Source organism: Streptococcus sp. 5004 (assembly GCF_013276755.1).
In the GTDB taxonomy this organism is placed as follows: domain Bacteria; phylum Bacillota; class Bacilli; order Lactobacillales; family Streptococcaceae; genus Streptococcus.
This window is the reverse complement of the sequence record NZ_VMLP01000024.1, coordinates 18824-36207: the sequence shown is the minus strand read 5'-3', so window position 1 is coordinate 36207 and position 17384 is coordinate 18824. Positions and strand designations below refer to the sequence as shown.

Genomic DNA, 17384 nt, shown 5'->3' with positions numbered 1-17384 from the left:
GGAACAGACATAATGAATATGATAAAAATTGAAGAAAAATTTACAAGTCTTACAGAAAAAGATTTGGCAACAGTAGAGGGTGGTCGAGTGTCATGGAGAGGTAATATTAACATCGATGTCCACAAAGTGATTGATAGTACGGGAAGATTTTTCGGTGGTATCTATAATGCTGGTAGATCATTTGGGCGAAATGTTTACAATGCATTTTATTAATATAGTTTATTAAAATGAATATCATATATTATATTTTTGAATTCGTTTTCGAATAGATAAATAAGAGGAATACAGGGAATGATTATTTCAGTAATTCAAGATTTGGATGAAACAATTTAATAAACACTGCTATACCAAACTTGTCAAGTTTGCAACAAGACAAGCATTAAAATAAAAAAGGAGGCATTCGTTATGAATACAAAAACGATGTCACAATTTGAAATTATGGATACTGAGATGCTCGCTTGCCTTGAAGGTGGCGGATGCAATTGGGGAGATTTTGCCAAAGCAGGTGTTGGAGGAGGAGCAGCACGAGGTCTTCAGCTAGGAATTAAAACAGGAACATGGCAAGGTGCAGCAACTGGTGCTGCGGGAGGAGCTATACTTGGAGGTGTGGCATATGCAGCGACATGTTGGTGGTAATTATGGATTTTAAAAGTTTTATTATTGGTTTAGTAGTTGGTATATTTGGTCCCTATATGGATGATTTAATTAGAAAAAAATTTTTAAAGTCTTCGGAGAAGAAAACAGAAAAATTTGTCAAAAAATAATCAAAACGATAAATGATGAATCTGATTCAAAATTATCTTGCACATGTAAAGAGGACCATCTCTCCTCTTATCAGGTAAATAGGAATCTTGCAGTAGCGAATCAAAAAAGGAGTAACTATGAATCGTAATTTAGAACGGTGTTATCTATTCTGACTATGAATAGATCATACCAGAGGTGGCTTATAAATAGCGGGGACATTAGAAATTGAAGTAACTTTAAATAGGATGTCGTAAATGTTGCTATCAATGATTTATTTGTCCCAAGCTTGCCTAGGGTGTCAGTAAAAAATCAATTTCCTTTCAAAATAGCATATTTTTAGTAGGTAGGACGTTTGTTCTGCCTATTTTTTGCTAAAAAGTGCAGTTGAAGTGTCTATTTGCATCATTTGGAGTTTTACATGTATTTTTGATAAAAAATAGGTATAGAAATTAGGAAAGTTGAAGAAAAGGAATGAAGAAGGTCTTAGTTTGTGATTTTTTACATACTTTTAAGTCTTGATGAAGTAGTTTGAACTAATATATAATTGCTAGAAATTGAATACACTACTCCTTGAGGGCATTTTGCCCTCTTTTATATTTTACAATAAGTGTAAAAAGGAGAGTTTTTATGAGTTACGGTTATGTTCGAGTATCTACAAAAGAACAAAATATTGATAGGCAATTTTCAGCCTTAGTAGAAAACAAATTATCAAAAGAAAATATTTTTATTGATTACGTTTCAGGAAAAGATTTTGACAGAATGGAATATCAAAAATTATTAACTACCTTGAAAGAGAATGATGAATTGGTTATTAAATCAATTGATAGGTTGGGAAGAAACTATGATGAAATTTTAGAACAATGGCAAGCAATTACTAAGAAAAAGAAAGTAAATATAACTGTTTTAGATTTCCCCTTATTAAATACAAAGAATAGCAATGATAATATCACAGGAAAACTAATCTCCGATATCGTTTTACAAGTCCTATCTTATGTGGCACAGTTTGAAAGAGAACAAATCAAACAAAGACAAAGGGAAGGAATACGGGAAGCACAGAAAAAAGGGAAGAAATTCGGTAGACCAAAATTGATTGTCCCGAATAATCTCCCTGATGTGATAGCTCAATATAAGAAAAAAGAAATAACCTTACGAGAAGGTGCAGACATCTTAGGAGTATCAAAAAGCACCTTTCATAATTGGATAAAGAATTCATAGTTCTTGTCAAAAAACCTAGGATTTTTTGGACAGAAAATACAGTCTATTTTAGAAGCGTTTTCGTTAGAAAAAAGGTTCTAAAATCCAGCATTTTGACCAATTATTATTACACTTTCATTTTATCAAGTTTGTCCAAAAAAGTCTAGATTTTAGGACAAACTGATTACTTTACAATAAATAAAAATAGGGGGACACGAAATGGATACCAAAGCTAAAAAGTTCACACTTGCAACGATTTCAGCTCTATCACTTCTTGGGGTAGGAATTGTTACATCACAATCAGTAGCTGCTAATGATAGGCTGGTTTCCACTCAAGCAATCAATGGTCAATCCTACAATATCTTAAACTCTGAGGTCACTAGTACTTCTTCTGGTACTACTCTAGTTGGGATTGAAGGGACTTTCTTAACGCCAGATAAACAGGCTATCTTAGATCGTATCAATGCTATTCGAAAAGAGGCAGCAGATGAAGGTCTAGTTACTAGCTATGTTCCGATCAAATGGTCAACTGAACTAGAAAAAACAGCCTTCGTTCGGGCAGTAGAAGCTTCTGTAACTAGGCATCATAAACGTTTATCTAATAAAGATATTTGGAGTGCCTGGCCTTCAGGGAATTTTTCACTAGCCGAAAACTTAGCTTGGAACTATGATGGATTTATGACAGCTATTGATCAATGGTATGACGAAAAAGCAGATTACGTCAAATCTCGTAGTGGGGCAAGTGTATCTGGTCAAACTGGACACTACGAATCCTTAATCAATTCAGAATTGACCTATATGGGTTTGGCAGCCTTTGAAAACCCTGTCACTCAAAATGGATGGATTACCGTTGCACAAAGTTTCGGAACAGCATCTGGTGGCTCTGAAGAATTAGCTGGTGGTTATGGAAAGGCCATTCAATATACAGAAGCAAATTCTTCTCAGATTCAAACATTTGCGACTAAGGCGAATCTTTTTGACAAAGATTTGAAGGCTATCGGAACTCATACCAGTAAGAAAACAAAACAAGGTAAGTCTAACGGGACTAATAAACCAGGTTTCTTTTTTCAAATGCAAGATATTGGTAGGGGTATGGGTTTTTGGCGACAATCGGGCTCTCGTTGGTGGTTTATGCAACTTGATGGGTCTTACCCTTACAATCAGTGGGCAAAATTAGATAATATCTGGTATCACTTCGATAGTTCAGGTTGGATGCAAACAGGCTGGATAAAAGACAACGGCACGTGGTACTATCTCGACGGTTCAGGTGCTATGAAGACTGGTTGGTTCAAAGATAATGGTAGCTGGTATTATCTTGATAGCTCAGGGGCTATGAAAACAGGCTGGATGAAGGTATCTGGTAAATGGTACTATGCCTATAGCTCTGGTGCACTCGCAATCAATACGACGACCCCTGATGGCTACCGTGTCAATTACAACGGTGAGTGGGTCTAGGATAAGATTATAAAAAATAGATAAAAAGAAAAGGAATACAAAAATTATGAAAAAAATCGTTTTAACGACTACAGCAGTTTTATCACTCCTAGCAACAGGAGCTACAATTTCAAGTGTCAATGCCACAAGTGGCGTCCCGATGATCAAGTTCTGGTCTCCCGCAGCTAATGCTTATGTTGAAGAACCTGCTCCTGGCTATCGTGATACAGATTTAGTCGCAACAGATGTGACGCTTGTAGAGAAAAGAGAAGCAAAAGGTAAAGAAAAATTAACAGATGCTTTATCTTCTTTCAAAACCAATTTTGTAACGGTTGATTGGGTAGATAATGCTTATAGACAAGAATTTTCTAAGCAATTTGCAAGTTTTGAATCCAATGGTATCGCCACATTCAACGGTAAAACAATTGTCTTTAAAGCAACAGACTATGGTATCTATACCATGAAGTTTGAGCTAAATGGTACTCGCTATAAGTTAACTGCTGATGTCAGAGAAAATCTGGGAAAAGGTGGTCCTTTTTACACTTATGTAACCAAACTAGAAGTCTTATCAAATAATCAAGCAAATACTATCTCGAATACGAGTACTGAAAAACAAATAGAAGCAACAATTACAAAGGTTGAAATTGATTATTTTGGACTTAGCTTCGAAGGAAAAATTTCAGAGCCACTACAACACGGGGGAGATAAAGCCGCCAAAGGAAATATTACTTTAATTGATAAGGATAGTGGAAAAGTTGTATATCAAAGTCATAATGCGGTAATTTTTAGTGGTTTAACGAAAGACGTTAGTGACCAATTTCTACTCCCCTTAATTTATAGCAATAAATTTAAAGGTGATATTTTTGTTTCAAAACAGTTTTCTGCTGGAACATATATCTTGGAGATGTCTGGGGAAGCTGGTTCACCTTATGATCACTTAACTGATACAAGAAAACGTGTCTTTAAAGTTAGAAAAGAGGTGACTATCGGAAATCCTTCGAGAAATTCAAATATTAACACGACTACTCAATCAGGTTCGAATTCATCTAGCTCGTCAACTTCTACAAGTTCGTCATCTGGAAACTATTCTAACACGGATACAACCATGACGACCCATCAGTCTAAATCTACTTGGATGTATTCGAATGGTCGCTGGTGGTATAAACACGAAGATGGCACTTATACAACTAATGACTGGGAAAAAATCAATGGTGTTTGGTATCGTTTTGATAACTCTGGTTGGATGCAAACTGGCTGGGTAAAAGACAACGGCACGTGGTACTATCTCGACGGCTCAGGTGCGATGAAGACAGGTTGGGTCAAAGATAACGGTAGCTGGTACTACCTTCAAGATTCAGGAGCTATGAAAACAGGCTGGATGAAAGTATCTGGCAAATGGTACTATGCCTATAGCTCTGGTGCACTCGCAATCAATACAACTACACCTGACGGTTATCGTGTCAATTACAACGGTGAGTGGGTATAAAAACAATTTCAAATTGTAAGATTAAACATATGAAAAAATTATTTCTATTCAGTATTAGTATATTAGCTATCTCTATTTTAACGGCTTGCCAACATCAGAGTGAAAACACTTCTGCAACAAGTTCTGAAGCAATTGCTTCAAGTACTAGTTCAACTTCTTCTACATCGGAAGAGAAGAAACCTGATTACACCCTATATAATCCTGTTCTTAAAGAATATGCCAAAGTATTAGATGGTTCGTCAACTTCACATACAGAGATCAATTCAAAAGCAAACTTAAAAAACACTTATCCTAAAGAATATTCTGGATTACAGTATAGCTTGTATGATTTAGACCAAGACGGTACGGACGAACTTTTGATTGCCCTAAAAATGGATTCTAACTATTACGATTTATTAGATATTCGAACTCTTAAAAATGGTGAAGTTATTCGACTGACCAATGCAGAAAACAATCTGGACTTTATTGGAGAGCGAGTACATTTTAATCCTTTAGAAAATGGTTATTTTCAATTATCTACCCGAGTATCTACTAATCAAATCCAACTTAAACTATACAAGTTGAATCAGGATGGAACACGGTTAGAACTAGTCATTGAATCAGATACAGAAGAGGGACTGGGGACAAAACCACCTTCCCTTGACATAAGATCTTTCTCTTGGAAATCTGTGACAAGTCTCATAAATGGAGAAACAAGCCTTCCGTCAGAAAGTAAAGGGATGGATATTTCTGCAATTCAAAATGGAGATTTTTCTAGTGTCGCAGGCACTTGGAGGAATCGTACAGGTATTGAATTCACCTTTGACAAAAATGGTTTAGTAAGTGATCATTCCAAGATTTCAATTGAACATGCTAAGGAAATTGACCACTATCTCAAGGCAAGTTCTGTTTCTAAAGATGGAGGTGCTGGTGCAGCTATTGCCTTTTTACCAGCAGGAATCCCTATAACCATGTCTGTCACCTCTTCTTCAGATAATGGCTATACTGACTCGTCTGATATTACACAAGACCGCTTATGGTTTGGACACCAACTTATCAATGGTAGTACCGAGGGATTTTTTTACAAGGTAGAATAGTTTTAATAGACTTACAAATTTATCAATAAGAATGTCGGAAAATTTTCTGATATTCTTATTTTTTTGACTTTTTTTCGAATAGATAAGTAAGAGGAAAAGGAAAGGAGCCTAGTTCATGTTTATATCAATGTTCTACCCATGGTTCACTGAGTTATTTTTTAAATAAATTTAATTTAGTTGTACATTTTCGAAATTTTTTTCGAATAGATAAGTAAGAGGAAAAGGAAAGGAGTTTGCTTCATGTATCTACCAATTTTCTATCCATGGTTTACTAAATTATTTTTCAAATAAATTTAATTTAGTTGTACATTTTCGAAATTTTTTTCGAATAGATAAGTAAGAGGAAAAAGAAAGGAGTCTAATTCATGTATCTACCAATCTTGTATCCGTGGTTTACTAAATTATTTTTCAAATAAATTTAATTAGTTGTACATTTTCGAAATTTTTTCGAATAGATAAGTAAGAGGAAAAAGAAAGGAGTCTGGTTTATGTATCTACCAATTTTTTATCCGTGGTTTACTAAATTATTTTTCAAATAAAATTTGATTTAGTTGTTTATTTTCGAATTGTTTTTCGAATAGATAAGTAAGAGGAAAAAAGAAAGGAATAAAATAATGAAAGAACATTACTATGGATTTGTTGAGCTAACTTCGGAAGAATTGACCGATATTCAAGGTGGAGAAAGTTGGGTGAAGACCCTTGCAGATTGGTACATTGGATTTCGTAGAGGTTTTGGTTTTTAGGAGGATAAGAGATGAATGAAATGAATGATAAGTATACTATTGAAGTATTAAAGGAAAGCGACTTAGCCTTGCTGGTGGGTGGTAGCAAGGAAAGTTATCAACGGGGTCTAATTACAGGTCTATTGTTACGCGGTATATTTATTGGAACCCCATTTTTTAGAAGATAAGATTTAGAAAAAATAGAACAAGAGGAGAAAAAAGATGACAAATTTTGACAAAATGGAACAGAACTTTGTAGCTCTTACAGAAGAAGAGTTGATGGATGTGGATGGGGGAGCATTGCCTCTTGTAATCGCCGGAGTGTCTATCTGGAAGATAGGTGCAGCAGTAGCAGGTGGAGCAGCAGCGCTTTTTGCTGGAGGAGCAGCTTTGGGGTATTATGCGAATAGACCATAATCTGATTGTAGTCAGAGAGGCATTTCTATGTTTTTAAAAAAAGAAGTGATATTATTAGGGGTATTGTTATCGCTACGTATTATTTTTACTATCGTTCAAATTTTAATTGATTATAAAATATTATCTGGACAGTATAGTATAAATTTTATGGATATTTCAGAAGTATTTACTTATCCAATACTCATTTTAATCATTTACATAGCAATAAAATATAATACAAAGGAGTAATGACGAATATGAACTTAGAACAATTTTATCAATTATCTGACGATGAATTAGTGGGAACAAAAGGTGGTTTTGGTCTTGCGGAAGCAGTTGGGATTGCAGGAGTACTGAATGCTGCTGTACAAATTTTTAATGCTGGTTACAAATTTGGTTCAGATTTGGCTCGTCGTGGGCGTTAGATAATGAATAATCGCAACCTTAATCTCAATACATTGTTACCTAAACTAGCCACGATATGTCCTTTGTTGGGAATAACTCTTAATGTCGCGCTTCATGTGATTCGTACAGGTTCGTTAGTATCCTTTAATTGGCAATGGACTTTGGTTGGTTTGCTTTTCTCAGCATATTTTGGTATTTTTCGCAAAGATTTGTCAAAAAATAATCAAATATTCTTGTCAGACAAATAGGAGTCTATTATGAAAACATTTTTATTAGGCTTTGCTGAGGGTTATTTTACCGTATCGCTCATAATCTACATCGCAACGTATTTGATATTGAGAAATCCAATCAATACCCTATTTTATCCAGAAATTTACCCCGTTTTATTTGGGCTCTTTTATCTAGGATATAAGGCCAATAAAAAGCGAGTAGAGTGAGCAGTTAAGAATGACTTGTTAATCTGCACTAAAATGACTAGGCTAGAATCTAAGAATGCATCACATTGGAGTTTAATATGAAATTTGTTAAATCAATACTGAAAGTTTGGCCTGAAATTATGGTATTACTTAGTTCAATATCTTATATAATCATCAGATTAGTAGCTGATATGAATAAAGTATCTTTACCTACTTGGCTTGATAGTTTCAATATACCAACGATTGCATTATTTGTGATGGTATTCATTCTTTTATGTAGAAGTAAAGAAAAAAAGAATAGATAAATTTGAAGTAGTAGACGTTCTATAGGGAATAGGTGTCTTATAGTAACGAATCAAAAAAAGGAGTAACTATGAATCGTAATTTAGAACGGTGTTATTTATTTTGACTAGGAATAGATCATACCAGAGGTGGTTTAGAAATAGCAGGGACATTGGCAATTGTAGTAATAAATAGGATGTCACAAATGTTACTATCAATGATTTATTTGTTCCAAGCTTGCCTAGGGTGTCAGTAAAAAATCAATTTCCTTTCATACCATATTTTTAGTAGGTAGGACGTTTGTTCTGCCTATTTTTTTGCCAAAAGTGTAGTTGAGGTGTTTATTTTTTGATAAAATATGATAAAATAGGTATAGAAATTGGGAAAGTGGAAGAAAAAAATGAATAAGATTTTAAAATATTTTTTAGTATTTGTTTTTCTATTTTTAATGAATATTTTCATCTTTAAGATACTAGCAACTCTGGGATTTCAGCTGACAATGAGTGAAAATAGTTATATTGTACCACCGCTGTTTTCGATTATCGTTTTATATATGATTGACAAAAGAATTAGGAAGAAAAAGAAATAAATATATATTTTAGGTAGGACGTTTGTTCTGCCTATTTTTTATCCGAAAAGTGCATTTGGGAGGTAGATAGGCGCATTTGGGGAGGAAGTGCAGTTTTTGTTTGGGAATTGGGGTAAGATAGGTATTATCAGATGAGTTTATACTCTTCGAAAATCAAATTCAAACCACGTCAACGTCGCTTTGCAGTATATATGTGACTGACTTCGTCAGTCTTATCTACAACATCAAAACAGTGTTTTGAGCAGCCTGCGGCTAGTTTGCTCTTTGATTTTCATTGAGTAATAGGAAAAAGGAGATGAATATGAAATTTGGGAAACGTCACTATCGTCCGCAGGTGGATCAGATGGACTGCGGTGTAGCTTCATTAGCCATGGTTTTTGGCTACTATGGTAGTTATTATTCTTTGGCTCACTTGCGAGAATTGGCTAAGACGACTATGGATGGGACGACGGCTTTGGGCTTGGTCAAGGTGGCAGAGGAGATTGGCTTTGAGACACGAGCTATCAAGGCGGATATGACGCTCTTTGACTTGCCAGATTTGACTTTTCCTTTTGTTGCCCATGTGCTTAAGGAAGGAAAATTGCTCCACTACTATGTGGTGACTGGGCAGGATAAGGATAGCATTCATATTGCCGATCCAGATCCTGGGGTGAAATTGACCAAACTGCCACGTGAGCGTTTTGCGGAAGAATGGACAGGAGTGACTCTTTTTATGGCACCTAGTCCAGACTACAAGCCTCATAAGGATCAAAAGAATGGTCTGCTCTCTTTTATCCCTATATTAGTGAAGCAGCGTGGCTTGATTGCCAATATCGTTTTGGCAACACTCTTGGTAACCTTGATTAACATTGTGGGTTCTTATTATCTGCAGTCTATCATTGATACCTATGTGCCAGATCAGATGCGTTCGACGCTTGGGATTATTTCTATTGGGCTGGTTATCGTCTATATTCTCCAGCAGATTTTGTCTTACGCTCAGGAGTATCTCTTACTTGTTTTGGGGCAACGCTTGTCGATTGATGTGATTTTGTCCTATATCAAGCATGTTTTTCACTTGCCCATGTCCTTCTTTGCGACACGCAGAACAGGGGAAATCGTGTCTCGTTTTACAGATGCCAATAGTATTATTGATGCGCTGGCTTCGACCATCCTTTCGATTTTCCTAGATGTGTCAACGGTTGTCATTATTTCCCTTGTTTTATTTTCACAAAATACCAATCTCTTTTTCATGACCTTATTGGCGCTGCCTATCTACACAGTGATTATCTTTGCTTTTATGAAGCCGTTTGAAAAGATGAATCGGGATACCATGGAAGCCAATGCGGTTCTGTCTTCTTCTATCATTGAGGACATCAATGGTATTGAGACTATCAAGTCTTTGACCAGTGAAAGTTCACGCTACCAAAAAATTGACAAGGAATTTGTGGATTATCTGAAAAAATCCTTTACCTATAGTCGAGCAGAGAGTCAGCAAAAGGCTCTGAAAAAAGTTGCCCATCTCTTGCTCAATGTCGGCATTCTCTGGATGGGAGCTGTTCTGGTCATGGATGGCAAGATGAGTTTGGGGCAGTTGATTACCTATAATACCTTGCTGGTTTACTTTACCAATCCTTTGGAAAATATCATCAACCTGCAAACTAAGCTTCAGACAGCGCAGGTTGCCAATAACCGTCTGAATGAGGTTTATCTGGTAGCTTCTGAGTTTGAGGAGAAGAAAACAGTTGAGGATTTGAGCTTGATGAAGGGAGATATGACCTTCAAGCAGGTTTCCTACAAGTATGGCTATGGTCGAGATGTCTTGTCGGATATCAATTTGACCATTCCCCAAGGCTCTAAGGTGGCTTTTGTGGGGATTTCGGGGTCAGGTAAGACGACTTTGGCCAAGATGATGGTTAATTTTTACGACCCTAGTCAGGGAGAGATTAGTCTGGGTGGTGTCAATCTCAATCAGATTGATAAAAAGGCTCTGCGTCAGTATATCAACTATCTGCCTCAACAGCCTTATGTCTTTAACGGAACGATTTTGGAGAATCTTCTTTTGGGAGCCAAGGAAGGGACGACTCAGGAGGATATCTTACGGGCGGTCGAATTGTCAGAGATTCGGGAGGACATTGAGCGGATGCCACTGAATTACCAGACAGAGTTGACTTCGGATGGGGCAGGGATTTCAGGTGGTCAACGTCAGAGAATCGCTCTGGCGCGTGCTCTCTTGACAGATGCGCCTGTTCTGATATTGGATGAGGCAACTAGCAGTTTGGATATTTTGACAGAGAAGCGGATTGTGGATAATCTCATGGCTTTAGATAAGACCTTGATTTTCATCGCTCACCGCTTGACCATTGCTGAGCGGACAGAGAAGGTTGTTGTCTTGGATCAGGGCAAGATTGTTGAAGAAGGAAATCATGCTGATTTGCTTGCACAGGGTGGATTTTACGCCCATTTGGTGAATAGCTAGAAAGAGGAGAGGATGAAACCAGAATTTTTAGAAAGTGCGGAGTTTTATAATCGTCGTTACCATAATTTTTCCAGTCGGGTGATTGTCCCCATGTCCCTTCTGCTTGTGTTTTTGCTTGGCTTTGCAACTTTTGCAGAGAAGGAGATGAGTTTGTCTACTAGAGCTACTGTCGAGCCTAGTCGTATTCTTGCAAACATCCAGTCTACTAGCAACAATCGCATTCTTGTCAATCATTTGGAAGAAAATAAGCTGGTTAAAAAGGGAGAACTGTTGCTTCAATATCAGGATGGGGCAGAGGGTGTCCAAGCGGAGGCCTATGCCAGTCAGTTGGACATGCTCAAGGACCAAAAAAAGCAATTGGAGTATTTGCAAAAGAGCTTGCAAGAAGGGGAGAACCACTTTCCAGAGGAGGATAAGTTTGGCTACCAAGCCACCTTTCGCGACTACATCAGTCAAGCAGGCAGTCTTAGGGCTAGTACATGGCAACAAAATGAGACCATCGCGTCCCAGAATGCAGCAGCTAGCCAAACCCAAGCTGAAATCGGGAACCTCATCAGTCAAACAGAGGCTAAAATTCGCGATTACCAGACAGCTAAGTCAGCTATTGAAACAGGTGCTTCCTTGGCTAGTCAGAATCTAGCCTACTCTCTCTACCAGTCCTACAAGTCTCAGGGCGAGGAAAATCCGCAAGCTAAGGCCCAGGCTGTTACGCAGGTTGAAGCGCAGCTTTCTCAGTTAGAATCTAGTCTTGCTACTTACCGTGTTCAGTATGCAGGTTCAGGTACCCAGCAAGCCTATGCGTCAGGCTTAAGCAGTCAATTAGAGTCCCTTAAATCTCAACACTTAGCAAAGGTTGGTCAGGAATTGACCCTTCTAGACCAGAAAATCTTGGAGGCAGAGTCAGGTAGGAAGGTTCAGGGAAATCTTTTAGACAAGGGGAAAATTACGGCGAGTGAGGATGGGGTGCTTCACCTTAATCCTGAGACCAGTGATTCTACCATGGTAACAGAAGGTGCCCTACTAGCCCAACTCTATCCGTCCTTGGAAAAAGAAGGGAAAGCCAAACTCACAGCTTATCTAAGTTCAAAAGATGTAGCAAGAATCAAGGTTGGTGATTCTGTTCGTTATACGACGACTCATGATGCCAAGAATCAACTTTTCCTAGATTCTACTATTACAAGTATTGATGCGACAGCTACCAAGACTGAAAAAGGGAATTTCTTTAAAATCGAGGCGGAGACTAATCTAACTTCGGAGCAGGCTGAAAAACTTCGGTACGGGGTGGAAGGTCGTCTGCAGATGATTACGGGCAAGAAAAGTTACCTACGTTATTATTTGGATCAATTTTTGAACAAAGAGTAATGTTCGTGTTTTTGGAGTTAATGCTCAATGAAAATCAAAGAGCAAACTAGGAAGCTAGCCGCAGGCTGTACTTGAGTACGGCAAGGTGAAGCTGACGTGGTTTGAATTTGATTTTCGAAGAGTATAAATGATTTTAAAACTGTGAGAAAGATCCTTCTTGCAGTTTTTTCTTTATGATTTTTGAGGTTACCACGTTATTTATTCGGTTAAATTCTTGTAATTTTAGGTTTTTTATGGTAGAATGTGCTCAAGTAATACGAAAGGCGAACTTTAAAATGTCAAAACAATTGATCTATTCGGGAAAAGCTAAAGATATCTATACAACTGAGGATGAAAATCTTATTATTTCAACTTACAAGGACCAGGCGACTGCTTTCAATGGTGTTAAGAAGGAGCAGATTGCGGGCAAGGGAGTGTTGAATAATCAGATTTCATCTTTTATTTTTGAGAAATTAAATGCGGCTGGTGTGGCGACTCACTTTGTGGAGAAGCTTTCAGACACGGAACAACTCAATAAAAAGGTTAAGATTATTCCTTTGGAAGTCGTGCTCCGCAACTATACTGCTGGCTCCTTTTCAAAACGTTTTGGTGTGGATGAGGGAATTGCCTTGGAGACTCCGATTGTCGAATTTTACTACAAAAATGATGATTTGGATGATCCATTTATCAATGACGAGCATGTGAAATTCCTACAGATTGCGGATGACAAGCAAATCGTCTACTTGAAGGAAGAAACGCGTCGTATTAATGAACTTTTGAAGGTCTGGTTTGCTGAGATTGGGCTTAAGTTGATTGATTTTAAGCTAGAGTTCGGTTTTGACAAGGATGGCAAGATTATCTTGGCAGATGAATTTTCACCAGATAACTGCCGTTTGTGGGATGCAGATGGCAACCACATGGATAAGGATGTTTTCCGTAGGGGATTAGGAGAGCTAACAGACGTTTATGAGATTGTTTGGGAAAAGTTGAAGGAATTGAAATAATCTATTTGCAAGACTCTCAAGGTCATTTGGAAACATTGCAAGAGCTGAAATAAAGGAATAAGAATTGATGGATAAACGTATTTTTGTTGAAAAAAAGGCTGATTTTCAGGTCAAGTCAGAGAGTTTGGTTAGAGAACTCCAGCATAACTTGGGACTTTCAAGCTTGAAAAGTATTCGCATCGTGCAAGTGTATGATGTCTTTGACTTGGTTGAGGACTTGTTTGCACCTGCAGAGAAGCACATATTCTCTGAGCAGGTGACAGACCATGTTTTGGATGAAGTAGCTGTGCAGGCGGATCTTGCCAACTATGCTTTCTTTGCCATTGAAAGCCTACCAGGGCAGTTTGACCAGCGTGCAGCATCTTCGCAGGAAGCCTTGCTTTTACTAGGAAGTTCGACTGATGTAACGGTTAATACAGCCCAACTTTACTTGGTGAATAAAGATATTGATGCGGCTGAGTTGGAAGCGGTCAAGAACTATCTGCTCAACCCAGTTGATTCTCGTTTCAAGGACATCACGGTAGGGATTGCCAAGCAGGAATTTTCAGAGTCAGACAAGACCATTCCAAAATTGACTTTCTTTGAAAGCTATACGGCAGAAGACTTTGCTCGCTACAAGGCCGAGCAAGGGATGGCCATGGAAGTGGATGATTTACTCTTTATCCAAGACTATTTCAAGTCAATCGGGCGCGTGCCGACGGAAACAGAACTCAAGGTTTTGGACACTTACTGGTCTGACCACTGCCGTCACACGACTTTTGAGACAGAGTTGAAACACATCGACTTTTCAGCTTCTAAATTCCAAAAACAATTGCAGTCAACCTATGACAAGTATATTACCATGCGTGAGGAGTTGGGGCGTTCTGAAAAACCGCAAACCTTGATGGATATGGCGACTATTTTCGGTCGTTATGAGCGTGCTAATGGACGTTTGGACGACATGGAAGTATCAGACGAAATCAATGCCTGTTCGGTTGAAATCGAAGTGGACGTTGATGGTGTGAAAGAGCCATGGCTCCTAATGTTCAAGAATGAAACTCACAACCACCCAACGGAAATTGAGCCATTTGGTGGGGCGGCTACTTGTATCGGTGGTGCTATTCGTGACCCATTGTCAGGACGTTCATACGTTTACCAAGCTATGCGTATCTCAGGTGCCGGTGATATTACAGCACCGATTTCGGAAACGCGTGCTGGGAAATTACCACAACAGGTCATTTCTAAGACAGCGGCTCATGGTTATTCTTCATACGGTAACCAAATTGGGCTTGCGACGACCTACGTTCGTGAATACTTCCACCCAGGCTTTGTAGCTAAACGTATGGAACTTGGTGCCGTTGTTGGTGCGGCTCCTAAGGGCAATGTCGTTCGTGAAAAACCGGAAGCGGGAGATGTGATTATTCTCCTTGGAGGTAAGACTGGACGTGATGGTGTCGGTGGTGCGACAGGTTCTTCTAAGGTTCAAACAGTTGAGTCAGTTGAGACTGCTGGTGCTGAGGTTCAAAAAGGGAATGCCATCGAAGAACGCAAGATTCAACGCCTTTTCCGTAATGGCCAAGTAACACGTCTTATCAAGAAGTCTAATGACTTTGGTGCTGGTGGTGTCTGTGTGGCTATCGGTGAATTGGCAGACGGTCTTGAAATCGACCTCAACAAGGTTCCTCTTAAATACCAAGGCTTGAATGGTACAGAAATTGCCATCTCTGAATCACAAGAACGGATGGCGGTTGTGGTTCGTCCTGAAGATGTGGATGCCTTCGTTACTGAATGTAACAAAGAAAATATTGACGCTGTTGTTGTGGCGACAGTGACTGAAAAACCAAATCTTGTCATGCACTGGAATGGTGAAACCATTGTCGACTTGGAACGTTGTTTCCTTGATACTAATGGTGTACGTGTTGTGGTAGATGCTAAGGTCGTTGACAAGGATGTCAAGCTTCCAGAAGAACGTCAAACATCTGCTGAAACCCTTGAAGCGGATACTCTTGAAGTCTTGTCTGATCTCAACCATGTGAGTCAAAAAGGCTTGCAGACCATCTTTGACTGTTCGGTCGGTCGTTCTACAGTCAACCATCCGCTTGGTGGTCGCTACCAACTCACACCGACTGAGGCTTCTGTGCAGAAATTGCCTGTACAACATGGTGTGACTCATACTGCCTCAGTCATGGCTCAAGGATTTAACCCTTATTTGGCAGAATGGTCTCCATACCACGGTGCTGCTTATGCGGTTATCGAAGCTACGGCTCGTCTAGTAGCGACAGGTGCCAATTGGTCTAAGGCTCGCTTCTCTTACCAAGAGTACTTCGAGCGCATGGACAAACAAGCTGAGCGTTTCGGTCAGCCAGTAGCTGCTCTTCTAGGTTCTATCGAAGCTCAGATTCAGCTTGGCTTGCCATCTATCGGTGGGAAGGACTCTATGTCTGGTACCTTTGAAGAGTTGACGGTGCCACCAACCTTGGTTGCCTTTGGGGTAACGACAGCAGATAGCCGTAAGGTGCTCTCTCCAGAATTTAAAGTTGCTGGGGAAAACATCTACTACATCCCAGGTCAAGCTCTTGCTGCAGAGATTGATTTTGACTTGATTAAGTCTAACTTTGCTCAGTTTGAATCCCTTCAAAAGGCTCACAAAGTAACAGCTGCTTTAGCTGTCAAATACGGCGGTGTGGTTGAAAGTTTGGCACTTGCTACTTTTGGAAATCATATCGGTGCAGAGGTAATCTTGCCTGAACTTGAAAGTTCTTTGACAGCACAATTGGGCGGATTTGTCTTCACATCTCCTGAAGAAATTGCTGGAGTAGAGAAAATCGGTCAAACAAGTGCAGACTTTACACTCCTTGTCAACGGTGTGAAGCTAGATGGACACAAGCTTGACAGTGCCTTCCAAGGAAAACTGGAAAAAGTTTACCCAACAGAGTTTGCCCAAGCCAAAGAACTAGATGAAGTACCAGCTGTGGTATCAGATGTTGTGATTAAAGCAAAAGAAAAGGTTGAAAAACCTGTGGTTTACATCCCAGTCTTCCCAGGCACCAACTCGGAATATGACTCAGCCAAGGCCTTCGAAAAAGAAGGTGCAGAGGTTAACTTGGTACCATTTGTGACCTTGCATGAAGAAGCCATTGTCAAGTCAGTTGAAACTATGGTTGACAACATCGGCAAGGCTAACATCCTCTTCTTTGCAGGTGGTTTCTCAGCTGCGGACGAGCCAGATGGTTCAGCCAAGTTTATCGTCAATATCCTGCTTAATGAAAAAGTCCGTGTGGCTATTGATAGCTTTATCGCCCGTGGTGGCTTAATTATCGGTATCTGTAATGGATTCCAGGCCTTGGTCAAATCAGGTCTTCTTCCATACGGGAACTTTGAGGATGCTACTAGTACTAGTCCAACCCTCTTCTACAATGATGCCAACCAACACGTGGCCAAGATGGTGGAAACCCGCATTGCCAATACCAACTCACCATGGTTGACTGGTGTGCAAGTGGGTGATATCCACGCCATTCCTGTTTCGCACGGTGAAGGGAAATTTGTCGTGACGGCCGAGGAATTTGCAGAGCTCCGTGACAATGGCCAAATTTTGAGCCAATACGTTGATTTTGACGGCAAACCAAGTATGGATTCTAAGTACAATCCGAATGGTTCCGTCCATGCCATTGAAGGAATTACCAGCAAAAACGGTCAAATCATCGGTAAGATGGGCCACTCAGAACGTTATGAGGACGGTCTTTTCCAAAACATCCCAGGAAATAAAGACCAGCACCTGTTCGCGTCGGCGGTTAAATACTTTACTGGAAAATAAGACTTGCAGATTTTCTAATAGATAGTATCTGCAATGTAAAAGTCATG

At 39.1% G+C, this 17384-nt stretch carries 20 protein-coding genes; all 20 read left to right on the top strand.

Annotated elements, in window-relative coordinates:
• The first annotated feature begins 12 nt into the window (after positions 1-12).
• The 20 genes from HT685_RS08065 (at position 13) to HT685_RS07990 (ending at position 17337) form a co-directional block, all read left to right on the top strand.
• Positions 13-213, top strand: coding sequence for an SPPN_00645 family bacteriocin-like peptide (locus tag HT685_RS08065; protein WP_001055966.1), 201 nt, complete (start codon positions 13-15; stop codon positions 211-213).
• A 192-nt stretch (positions 214-405) separates the two neighbouring features.
• A complete protein-coding gene (blpU, locus tag HT685_RS08060) occupies positions 406-636 on the top strand; it encodes a bacteriocin-like peptide BlpU (protein ID WP_049512844.1) in 231 nt (76 codons plus the stop codon).
• Between the two features lie 2 nt (positions 637-638).
• Positions 639-764: a PncF family bacteriocin immunity protein gene (locus HT685_RS10305; protein WP_007284823.1), complete on the top strand. Its 126-nt coding sequence runs from the start codon at positions 639-641 to the stop codon at positions 762-764.
• A gap of 607 nt (positions 765-1371) precedes the next feature.
• Positions 1372-1959 carry a recombinase family protein gene (locus tag HT685_RS08055; RefSeq protein WP_173251707.1) on the top strand — a complete coding sequence of 196 codons (588 nt, stop codon included), beginning with the start codon at positions 1372-1374 and terminating at the stop codon, positions 1957-1959.
• Positions 1960-2157: 198 nt separating this feature from the next.
• Positions 2158-3393 (top strand): CAP domain-containing protein, encoded by a 1236-nt coding sequence (locus HT685_RS08050; RefSeq protein WP_173224639.1) that lies wholly within the window; start codon positions 2158-2160, stop codon positions 3391-3393.
• Between the two features lie 46 nt (positions 3394-3439).
• A complete protein-coding gene (locus tag HT685_RS08045; protein WP_173224642.1) occupies positions 3440-4858 on the top strand; it encodes an N-acetylmuramoyl-L-alanine amidase family protein in 1419 nt (472 codons plus the stop codon).
• A 29-nt stretch (positions 4859-4887) separates the two neighbouring features.
• Positions 4888-5934, top strand: coding sequence for a DUF6287 domain-containing protein (locus HT685_RS08040; protein ID WP_173224645.1), 1047 nt, complete (start codon positions 4888-4890; stop codon positions 5932-5934).
• Between the two features lie 614 nt (positions 5935-6548).
• Positions 6549-6677: a smi_0059.1 family bacteriocin-like peptide gene (locus HT685_RS08035; protein ID WP_000658224.1), complete on the top strand. Its 129-nt coding sequence runs from the start codon at positions 6549-6551 to the stop codon at positions 6675-6677.
• A gap of 11 nt (positions 6678-6688) precedes the next feature.
• Entirely contained in the window at positions 6689-6844 is a 156-nt protein-coding gene (locus HT685_RS08030; protein ID WP_001004584.1) for a hypothetical protein, read from the top strand.
• A 34-nt stretch (positions 6845-6878) separates the two neighbouring features.
• The gene (locus HT685_RS08025) at positions 6879-7073 is read left to right on the top strand and encodes a class IIb bacteriocin, lactobin A/cerein 7B family (RefSeq protein ID WP_000180815.1); all 195 of its coding nucleotides are present in this window, start codon (positions 6879-6881) and stop codon (positions 7071-7073) included.
• A gap of 27 nt (positions 7074-7100) precedes the next feature.
• Positions 7101-7301 carry a hypothetical protein gene (locus HT685_RS08020; protein ID WP_000478865.1) on the top strand — a complete coding sequence of 67 codons (201 nt, stop codon included), beginning with the start codon at positions 7101-7103 and terminating at the stop codon, positions 7299-7301.
• Positions 7302-7309: 8 nt separating this feature from the next.
• Positions 7310-7477, top strand: coding sequence for a class IIb bacteriocin, lactobin A/cerein 7B family (locus HT685_RS08015; RefSeq protein ID WP_001047583.1), 168 nt, complete (start codon positions 7310-7312; stop codon positions 7475-7477).
• Between the two features lie 3 nt (positions 7478-7480).
• The gene (locus HT685_RS10195; RefSeq protein WP_240148758.1) at positions 7481-7705 is read left to right on the top strand and encodes a bacteriocin immunity protein; all 225 of its coding nucleotides are present in this window, start codon (positions 7481-7483) and stop codon (positions 7703-7705) included.
• 9 nt (positions 7706-7714) lie between these two features.
• Positions 7715-7894, top strand: a complete 180-nt coding sequence (locus HT685_RS10190) for a hypothetical protein (RefSeq protein ID WP_240148757.1) — start codon at positions 7715-7717, stop codon at positions 7892-7894.
• A gap of 77 nt (positions 7895-7971) precedes the next feature.
• Positions 7972-8178: a bacteriocin immunity protein gene (locus HT685_RS08010; RefSeq protein WP_173224648.1), complete on the top strand. Its 207-nt coding sequence runs from the start codon at positions 7972-7974 to the stop codon at positions 8176-8178.
• Between the two features lie 377 nt (positions 8179-8555).
• On the top strand, positions 8556-8744 hold the full coding sequence (locus HT685_RS10185) for a hypothetical protein (protein WP_240148756.1): 189 nt from the start codon (positions 8556-8558) through the stop codon (positions 8742-8744).
• A gap of 301 nt (positions 8745-9045) precedes the next feature.
• Positions 9046-11199, top strand: coding sequence for a peptide cleavage/export ABC transporter ComA (gene comA / locus HT685_RS08005; protein ID WP_173224651.1), 2154 nt, complete (start codon positions 9046-9048; stop codon positions 11197-11199).
• 12 nt (positions 11200-11211) lie between these two features.
• Entirely contained in the window at positions 11212-12561 is a 1350-nt protein-coding gene (comB, locus tag HT685_RS08000; RefSeq protein WP_173224654.1) for a competence pheromone export protein ComB, read from the top strand.
• A 275-nt stretch (positions 12562-12836) separates the two neighbouring features.
• Entirely contained in the window at positions 12837-13544 is a 708-nt protein-coding gene (purC, locus tag HT685_RS07995) for a phosphoribosylaminoimidazolesuccinocarboxamide synthase (RefSeq protein WP_173213953.1), read from the top strand.
• Positions 13545-13611: 67 nt separating this feature from the next.
• Positions 13612-17337, top strand: coding sequence for a phosphoribosylformylglycinamidine synthase (locus HT685_RS07990; protein ID WP_173224656.1), 3726 nt, complete (start codon positions 13612-13614; stop codon positions 17335-17337).
• The last annotated feature ends 47 nt before the right edge of the window (positions 17338-17384 follow it).

Coding starts and splice junctions, on each gene's coding strand:
- HT685_RS08065 (WP_001055966.1), top strand. CDS start 13: ATGAATATGATAAAAATTGAAGAAAAATTTACAAGTCTTACAGAAAAA.
- blpU (WP_049512844.1), top strand. CDS start 406: ATGAATACAAAAACGATGTCACAATTTGAAATTATGGATACTGAGATG.
- HT685_RS10305 (WP_007284823.1), top strand. CDS start 639: ATGGATTTTAAAAGTTTTATTATTGGTTTAGTAGTTGGTATATTTGGT.
- HT685_RS08055 (WP_173251707.1), top strand. CDS start 1,372: ATGAGTTACGGTTATGTTCGAGTATCTACAAAAGAACAAAATATTGAT.
- HT685_RS08050 (WP_173224639.1), top strand. CDS start 2,158: ATGGATACCAAAGCTAAAAAGTTCACACTTGCAACGATTTCAGCTCTA.
- HT685_RS08045 (WP_173224642.1), top strand. CDS start 3,440: ATGAAAAAAATCGTTTTAACGACTACAGCAGTTTTATCACTCCTAGCA.
- HT685_RS08040 (WP_173224645.1), top strand. CDS start 4,888: ATGAAAAAATTATTTCTATTCAGTATTAGTATATTAGCTATCTCTATT.
- HT685_RS08035 (WP_000658224.1), top strand. CDS start 6,549: ATGAAAGAACATTACTATGGATTTGTTGAGCTAACTTCGGAAGAATTG.
- HT685_RS08030 (WP_001004584.1), top strand. CDS start 6,689: ATGAATGAAATGAATGATAAGTATACTATTGAAGTATTAAAGGAAAGC.
- HT685_RS08025 (WP_000180815.1), top strand. CDS start 6,879: ATGACAAATTTTGACAAAATGGAACAGAACTTTGTAGCTCTTACAGAA.
- HT685_RS08020 (WP_000478865.1), top strand. CDS start 7,101: ATGTTTTTAAAAAAAGAAGTGATATTATTAGGGGTATTGTTATCGCTA.
- HT685_RS08015 (WP_001047583.1), top strand. CDS start 7,310: ATGAACTTAGAACAATTTTATCAATTATCTGACGATGAATTAGTGGGA.
- HT685_RS10195 (WP_240148758.1), top strand. CDS start 7,481: ATGAATAATCGCAACCTTAATCTCAATACATTGTTACCTAAACTAGCC.
- HT685_RS10190 (WP_240148757.1), top strand. CDS start 7,715: ATGAAAACATTTTTATTAGGCTTTGCTGAGGGTTATTTTACCGTATCG.
- HT685_RS08010 (WP_173224648.1), top strand. CDS start 7,972: ATGAAATTTGTTAAATCAATACTGAAAGTTTGGCCTGAAATTATGGTA.
- HT685_RS10185 (WP_240148756.1), top strand. CDS start 8,556: ATGAATAAGATTTTAAAATATTTTTTAGTATTTGTTTTTCTATTTTTA.
- comA (WP_173224651.1), top strand. CDS start 9,046: ATGAAATTTGGGAAACGTCACTATCGTCCGCAGGTGGATCAGATGGAC.
- comB (WP_173224654.1), top strand. CDS start 11,212: ATGAAACCAGAATTTTTAGAAAGTGCGGAGTTTTATAATCGTCGTTAC.
- purC (WP_173213953.1), top strand. CDS start 12,837: ATGTCAAAACAATTGATCTATTCGGGAAAAGCTAAAGATATCTATACA.
- HT685_RS07990 (WP_173224656.1), top strand. CDS start 13,612: ATGGATAAACGTATTTTTGTTGAAAAAAAGGCTGATTTTCAGGTCAAG.